Annotated in this window: 9 protein-coding genes and 1 pseudogene; 8 read left to right on the top strand and 2 right to left on the bottom strand. The window is 33.2% G+C overall.

The window, feature by feature from the left end:
• Positions 1-293: 293 nt before the first annotated feature.
• The 8 genes and pseudogenes from F6K13_RS13605 (at position 294) to F6K13_RS13570 (ending at position 4935) form a co-directional block, all read left to right on the top strand.
• Positions 294-1301: a Sll0314/Alr1548 family TPR repeat-containing protein gene (locus F6K13_RS13605; RefSeq protein WP_287287621.1), complete on the top strand. Its 1008-nt coding sequence runs from the start codon at positions 294-296 to the stop codon at positions 1299-1301.
• A gap of 291 nt (positions 1302-1592) precedes the next feature.
• Entirely contained in the window at positions 1593-2045 is a 453-nt protein-coding gene (locus F6K13_RS13600) for a DUF3531 family protein (protein ID WP_124144923.1), read from the top strand.
• Between the two features lie 425 nt (positions 2046-2470).
• On the top strand, positions 2471-2902 hold the full coding sequence (locus F6K13_RS13595) for an NUDIX hydrolase (RefSeq protein WP_124144924.1): 432 nt from the start codon (positions 2471-2473) through the stop codon (positions 2900-2902).
• Between the two features lie 13 nt (positions 2903-2915).
• Complete coding sequence (locus tag F6K13_RS13590; RefSeq protein WP_287287620.1) at positions 2916-3035, top strand: AtzH-like domain-containing protein; 120 nt, start codon at positions 2916-2918, stop codon at positions 3033-3035.
• A gap of 207 nt (positions 3036-3242) precedes the next feature.
• Positions 3243-3575: pseudogene (gene hpxZ / locus F6K13_RS13585) on the top strand (oxalurate catabolism protein HpxZ).
• Positions 3576-3612: 37 nt separating this feature from the next.
• On the top strand, positions 3613-4206 hold the full coding sequence (locus F6K13_RS13580) for a tetratricopeptide repeat protein (protein ID WP_124144925.1): 594 nt from the start codon (positions 3613-3615) through the stop codon (positions 4204-4206).
• Positions 4207-4302: 96 nt separating this feature from the next.
• Entirely contained in the window at positions 4303-4485 is a 183-nt protein-coding gene (locus F6K13_RS13575) for a hypothetical protein (RefSeq protein WP_124144926.1), read from the top strand.
• Positions 4486-4653: 168 nt separating this feature from the next.
• Positions 4654-4935: a DUF3288 family protein gene (locus tag F6K13_RS13570; protein WP_124144927.1), complete on the top strand. Its 282-nt coding sequence runs from the start codon at positions 4654-4656 to the stop codon at positions 4933-4935.
• Between the two features lie 454 nt (positions 4936-5389).
• Here F6K13_RS13570 and F6K13_RS13565 read toward each other — a convergent pair whose 3' ends face one another.
• Complete coding sequence (locus F6K13_RS13565) at positions 5390-5560, bottom strand: hypothetical protein (RefSeq protein WP_161564517.1); 171 nt, start codon at positions 5558-5560, stop codon at positions 5390-5392.
• Between the two features lie 78 nt (positions 5561-5638).
• The gene (locus F6K13_RS13560; protein WP_161564949.1) at positions 5639-5794 is read right to left on the bottom strand and encodes a hypothetical protein; all 156 of its coding nucleotides are present in this window, start codon (positions 5792-5794) and stop codon (positions 5639-5641) included.
• Positions 5795-6286: the final 492 nt, after the last annotated feature.

Genomic DNA, 6286 nt, shown 5'->3' with positions numbered 1-6286 from the left:
TACAATGCTTAAAGGTGGTTAAGTTTAGACAAAAATCTGTGATTTCTAGTCATATTTAATAGTCTAATGTCGCTACATGGAAGTTAAAAGTCAAAAGTATTGATTTGCAATTGTTTTAGGATTTTGTGACTGGTTAGTTACCTCCGCCATGCTGTACTAGGTTTCTAAGTTTCAAATGCGAGAAAAATTTTCTGTTTTAATTTAACTTCCACTTATAATTTATAATATAGCTGAAGGTCTAACATAGAAAATTACTAAAGTCTTGATAAATGGCGTTAGCTTGAAAATAAATTATGCGGAAAATATTATTTAATTGGTGTCAAAGAAAATCTGTATTGAAACAAATATCTGTTTTTTCTAGTGCTACTCTAATTGGTTTAAATCTATTAGTAAATCCAGCAATTGGAGACCCATTTCGCCAAAGAAATCCTATTGAAATAGGAGAAAAAACTGAAGCAGCTTTTAAAGCAATGTTTGAGGAAGGAAATTATAAACAAGCAAAAGATTATCTGAAAATAGCTGAATCTGAAGAGATAAGTGAGCCACTTGTTTATGCAATGATATCTTCCTTACATTACTTAGATGAAAATTGGGAATCGTTAAAATTGTATGCCGAGAAAACTACTGAAGTAGCAGAAAATTTAATTGCAAGTAATCCAGTTCGCGGTAATATTTATGCTGCAACTGGTCAATTTTTAGAAGGTGCTTATATTATATCTACTGAAGGTACATTAAAAGGTGCTCCAAAAGCTCTGGAGAAACTTAGGAAAGCCCTGAGTCATTTTGAAACAGCAGAGAGAATAAATTCATCAGATCCAGAGTTAAATTTACTCAAAGGATATATGGATTTAATGTTAGCTGTTAATTTACCATTTTCTGACCCCGAAAAGGCAATAAAAACATTGCAAGAAAAAGCTTATCCTCATCATTTAGCTTATCGAGGAGTGGCAGTAGCTTATCGAGATTTAGACAAACTTGAAAAAGCTTTGGAATATGTGGATAAAGTTTTGTTAGAAGTTCCAGATAATCCAGAAGTACATTACTTAAAAGCACAAATTCTAGTTGCTCAAGCTCGAGATAAAGATAATGATTTATCAATGAGAAAAAAAGCTAGGGAAAACTTTGATATGGCTTTGGAAAAGTCAGACAAAATGCCAAGACGTTTGGTAGCACAAGTATTTTTTGAACAGTGTAAAAATATTAATAATATAGATGATGGTAAACGACCTTGTGACCCAATGCGAGATGCTATTAGGGATGGTTTAGGTACATGGGGACCAACAGAATTACCACTGCTTTAAAGTAGCATTTAGCAATTAGTAATCAGCACTCAGCAGTAGTGGAGCATTCCGGTACGGAAACGCTAAAAGCTAGTTAAATTGTTAATTCAAAAGTATAAATTTTCAACTAAATTATATTTTTTTCTATAACAATTCTTGGGGTAGTGGTGGATAAAATATCTGGGAATGAGAGAACAGATGTAAGGATTCATAGTTTTTTTATCCTGGTAATTTTTGATTATTTATACCCAGATTACTATATTGATAAATCGTTATAATTACTCTAAATAAAATCAGGTATGACAAACATTTATGGAAATACAATTTCGCGAATTTAATCCTTTTGATGTGTGGATTTGGTTAGAGTTTAGCACTGTTCCTTCAACGGCAGAAAAGCATTACATAGAGGAACTATTTGATTCCTGGTTTTTATTAGGAAAACTGGGTGGCTTTAATGCAGAAAATCTACAGGTTCAAGATGCAGGAATAGAGGTTAGTTATATGGAATATAGTCAGGAAGTTGCAGGTCAAAGTATGATGGCTGTTATGCACAATATGGGAGAAGTAGAATATCAAGGATTTTGGGGTCGTTGTTGGTTTGATTTGGGAACTAGCGATGCTTTAGCAATAGATATTTTGACTAACAGTTTTCAACGATTAAGTGAGGAGTTTGTCAAAATAGAAAAACTTATTATTGGGGGGCAAAATGAGGATTGGCCTGTGCCAGAAAATAACTATGAAATGGGTTTTTCTGATGATAATTGATTGTCAGTAGGTAGGCGTTAAAATTTATCGCTAGAGGAAGGCAGCAGGCAGAAGGGAAAAGGCTTATAAACTACTTTACTTTTTGTTACATACTTAATTTTTTTTGTGCCTACCTACTTAATTTATTTTTTTTCTATATTGTAAAAATTAAACCTGATTAAGCTTTTTTTACTGACAAAAAAATTAGGTTTCAACCTTCCCCTTTTAAGGGGATAAAAAGCGGTCGATATTCGGAGCTGGATGGCGTTACGGAGCGGCTCTGTCAAGAGCGGGTTTCCTCGCCATATCCAATCGACCAAGAGAAAGAAAATTCAGTATTTCAAGCCCCCTAATGAAGTAGGAGGTACTGTTAAATGTTAACGGCTAACTGATAACTGAATTGACTTGTATTTCCCAATTAACTTTGATATTTATGTGAGAAAATTATGAGTAAGAAGAATCAAATAAGGGTCTTAGCTTTGGGTTTAATTAGAGATGACGATCACTTGTTTATTTCTCAAGGTTATGACTCTATAAAACAGGAAAGTTTCTATCGAGTTATGGGTGGGGGCGTTGATTTTGGAGAGTATAGTCGTGATGCTTTACAGAGAGAGTTTCAAGAGGAGATTGAAGCTGAGTTGACTAATATTAAATATTTGGGATGTATGGAAAATATTTTTATGTTTAATGGAGAGGAAAGACATGAGTTAATTCAATTATATAAATGTGATTTTGCTGACCCAAAGTTTTATCAAATAGAGGAGTTAACTTTTTGGGAGAAGGAACGAAAAAAAACGGCACTTTGGGTTTCGATAGATAGATTTAAGTCTGGAGAATTGAAAATAGTTCCAGAAAATTTTTTAGAATACTGTGATTAGGAGAATAATTAAAATGGAGATTAATATTCCAGATGTCGTGGCAGAGGTAACAGGAGGATTTGAGCAATATGAAGTTGCTTTGATTAGTAATAATGTGAATGTTTTAGCCCACATTCCGTACTTCAAAATGTAGTATAAAAATCAGGAAGACCGAGTCAGGAAGACCGAGTCAGGAGAAAAAAATAGTGGTTAATAGGAGTAAATAATTAAGTATTTATACTTAATATTTTCCTGAGAATTTGACTTTGAGAAAGGTCAATGAATAGGATCTATATAGTATAAATACTGATCGATCCTCCGATTTTTATACTACTTTTAATGTTACAATTTGACGTGCGGAATGCGAGTTTTAGATGAATTATTTTGGCATATTCCCCAGACTATGCGTTATGGAGTAAATGAAAATCTCTATGGATATGAGGCAATATCAGCTTTTAGAAAAGCGCGTGGAAAAGTTAATTTAGAGTGAGTATTAATGAATATTGTTATTACAACTTATGGTCAAGATTTTGCTACAGCAAATACTGAATTTCAGCGTCAAAAAACTGGAAAAATGGGTAGGCAAAGTCAAACTTGGATGTGTACTTCTGTTGGTTGGCGAGTTGTGAGCGCTCATGTTTATTTCTTATCAGGAAGGGAGAAGGGAGAAGGAAGAGGAAGGAGGAAGAAATAAAGGGGAAAAATTAGTTGAGATCAGTAGCTTTTAGAAGATGAATCAAAATTTACAAGATAAAAAAACTTTTCAACAAAATAATAAATCTCAAAATTATACTGAATTAAGTCAAGTAAAAAATGATTATTCAGAGTTATGGAAATATGAACAAGATGATGTTGATACTATTAATAAGTTAGCTGAGATTTATTATAATCAGGGAAATTTTACTGAAGCGATCGCTGTTTGTCAGAAAGTATTAAAAGAACAAGCAAATTTTGCTCCAGTCTACAAAACTTTGGGAAACATCCTACAAGCACAAAATAAAATAGATGCTGCTCTTCGTGCTTATTCATTGGCAATAAAAATCAATCCAAATTTTATTGAAGCGATTGTCAATTTGGCGAGTATGTTTTATAAAAAAGGGCAAATTGATGCAGCAATGATTAATTATAGAAAAGCAATTAAAATGAAACCCGATCTAGCAGAAGCTTATTGGAATTTAGGCAAAGTTTTGGAGCAAGAGGGCAGATTTTACGAAGCATTTTTTTTTCAAGAAAAAGCTTTAGAACTTCAGCCTAGTTTAGTTAATAATACTCAAAATAATCATCAAGATAGTCATTTTCAAAAGTGGAATAATATAGAGAGTTAAATCAGTTATCAGTTATCAGCAATTAATAATTAAAAATTACTGCTAGGCTTAAGATAGGGTAGTTCGGCAGTAATTTTTTATCTATAGCAATATGAAATGATTCGTCAAAAAAAACTGTTGAAGAAGGAGACAGGAGACAGGAGACAACCCACCCCCAACCCCTCCCAGGAGGGGAATACAGGAGACAGGAGACAGGAGGAAAATTACTTGGGGTTAGAATCCCCATGTAATTTTGAACACCGTGTAGACGGTGGGGTATTAAACCCACAAAGAAAATGATGAAATTTTACAACCTATTTAGAATTACTATATCTCAATTTCTCATTTGCTTCAACCTTTTTTCTTTCTTCCTTCTTCCTTCCTTAGTCAGAAAAAAGTAGTTTTGCGAAATTACTTTAACTCTTAGTTCCTTATTTCCTTTTTCTTTCTTCCTTCTTCCTTATTTTTATGAAATCAGAAGAACAACAGCATCCCCAATATCATAAAGATAGACTAATAGTTAACACCCTATTAGCAGAAAAAGATACTGCCTATAACTTAGCAGAATTAGCAAGACTAAAAATTCGTTATCGAGGTTTTCCTGGGGCAAAAGATATTCAGGAAGACTTAGATAAAGTATTGGCAAAGTGGGAACTAACTGAAGAAAAGCTCTATGAAAAAACTCGTGAAATTCATCGCAAAGGTCAGGTTTATAAAAAACACAATAACGACCAAGAAGATTGGTTTTAGAAATTTTTTATAATTATTTAATAGAGTGGTTAAATAAGGTAATAAGCAGTAGGTCTGGTTAGCAATGGAAGTAGAGGTTCGTGAGATTATTGCTGTTTATATGGACTCACGGGATTGAGAAGTCACTAGGCATTTGTAGCAGTCCTTACCTGCTGTAGGTCGTCAATTTGCCTTTCGCTCCGCGACATTAAACGTGTAAATAATGTGTAGTCCGTTACTGTGGACGCTACATTTATAGAGTTTTTGCAGATAATATCAAATCCGGTTAATTGCACATAAAAAAATTCTCCAATCGTCATAACTACGCTTATCTTTGTAATTCTCTTTCCTCCTGACTCCTGACTCCTGACTCCTGACTCCTCCTGAGTTAACCATTCTATAACTGTTTAACCGGACTTGATATAATTTGGCATTCCACTATACCTAAAGTATAATTAATATGAAATACAAAAAATTATGCTACAAATAAAGCATCAGATAAAGCTTCTAAAATCAAGTCCCATCCGGTCACAGATATAATAGTTTTTGGGGTTAATTCTAGTAAGATTTTAGATAATCGCTTTCTGAAAATATCGAGATTTTCAAACAGTTCCCACTTGAATTTTTTTTGAATTTCTTTCCACAATCTTTCAATGGGATTGACTTGTGGAGTGTAAGGAGGTTGAAATAAGGAGTGTAAGGAGGTTGAAATAAAAGGATGACATTATTGGGAATTAGGCGATCCATCTACAATGCCGTAATCTGCAAGTCTTACCTGTGAATAGTCTTGGATAGATTCGATTGCTTTTGTTACTAAATCACCAGCAGGTTCGAGAGAAGGTTTTGCTCCAATTGTGTTGAATGAGTAGTTAGATGTCATATAAATTTCCATGTCATATCCTCTCTAATGATGATTATTTGCAACCTGATTTTTAGCTAATTCATCCTCAATAAACTCAGAAGTTTTACTTCCAACTTTTGGTTGTTTATCTACGTTCTGAAATTATAGTAGTTTAACTTAAAAATGAGACGTTTTTTCGTCTGAAACTCCCTCATAGCAAGAAAGCTTTGTCTCAATCTAAAGTTAAATGACTATAGTGTTGATATGATTCAGGTATTTCATAATGCCAAAAATTACAATAGCATATTTTGGACATCCAAATTGAAAATTTAGACCGCTTAGGTATAAATCAATACAGTTCAGTTAAGGATTTTTTTTGGCAGTTCTGTAATCTCAAGAGCTACTCTAATAGTTCCATACCTTATGAGTTTTATCCCTATTCCCTACTCCCTATTTCCTACTGCCTAAAATTTAATGATTATCTGTTTCATTTTTTACAATAAACATGAAACTTTTGGCTTTCATGGATAA

This window comes from Okeania sp. SIO2B9, assembly GCF_010672505.1.
Lineage (GTDB): Bacteria > Cyanobacteriota > Cyanobacteriia > Cyanobacteriales > Microcoleaceae > Okeania > Okeania hirsuta.
This window is presented reverse-complemented; position numbering and strand designations above follow the sequence as displayed.

Excerpts from the sequence above, each read along its gene's own strand:
- F6K13_RS13570 (WP_124144927.1), top strand. The coding sequence starts at position 4,654 with ATGAAATCAGAAGAACAACAGCATCCCCAATATCATAAAGATAGACTA.
- F6K13_RS13600 (WP_124144923.1), top strand. The coding sequence starts at position 1,593 with ATGGAAATACAATTTCGCGAATTTAATCCTTTTGATGTGTGGATTTGG.
- F6K13_RS13590 (WP_287287620.1), top strand. The coding sequence starts at position 2,916 with ATGGAGATTAATATTCCAGATGTCGTGGCAGAGGTAACAGGAGGATTT.
- F6K13_RS13575 (WP_124144926.1), top strand. The coding sequence starts at position 4,303 with ATGATTCGTCAAAAAAAACTGTTGAAGAAGGAGACAGGAGACAGGAGA.
- F6K13_RS13580 (WP_124144925.1), top strand. The coding sequence starts at position 3,613 with ATGAATCAAAATTTACAAGATAAAAAAACTTTTCAACAAAATAATAAA.
- F6K13_RS13595 (WP_124144924.1), top strand. The coding sequence starts at position 2,471 with ATGAGTAAGAAGAATCAAATAAGGGTCTTAGCTTTGGGTTTAATTAGA.
- F6K13_RS13605 (WP_287287621.1), top strand. The coding sequence starts at position 294 with ATGCGGAAAATATTATTTAATTGGTGTCAAAGAAAATCTGTATTGAAA.
- F6K13_RS13560 (WP_161564949.1), bottom strand. The coding sequence starts at position 5,794 with ATGACATCTAACTACTCATTCAACACAATTGGAGCAAAACCTTCTCTC.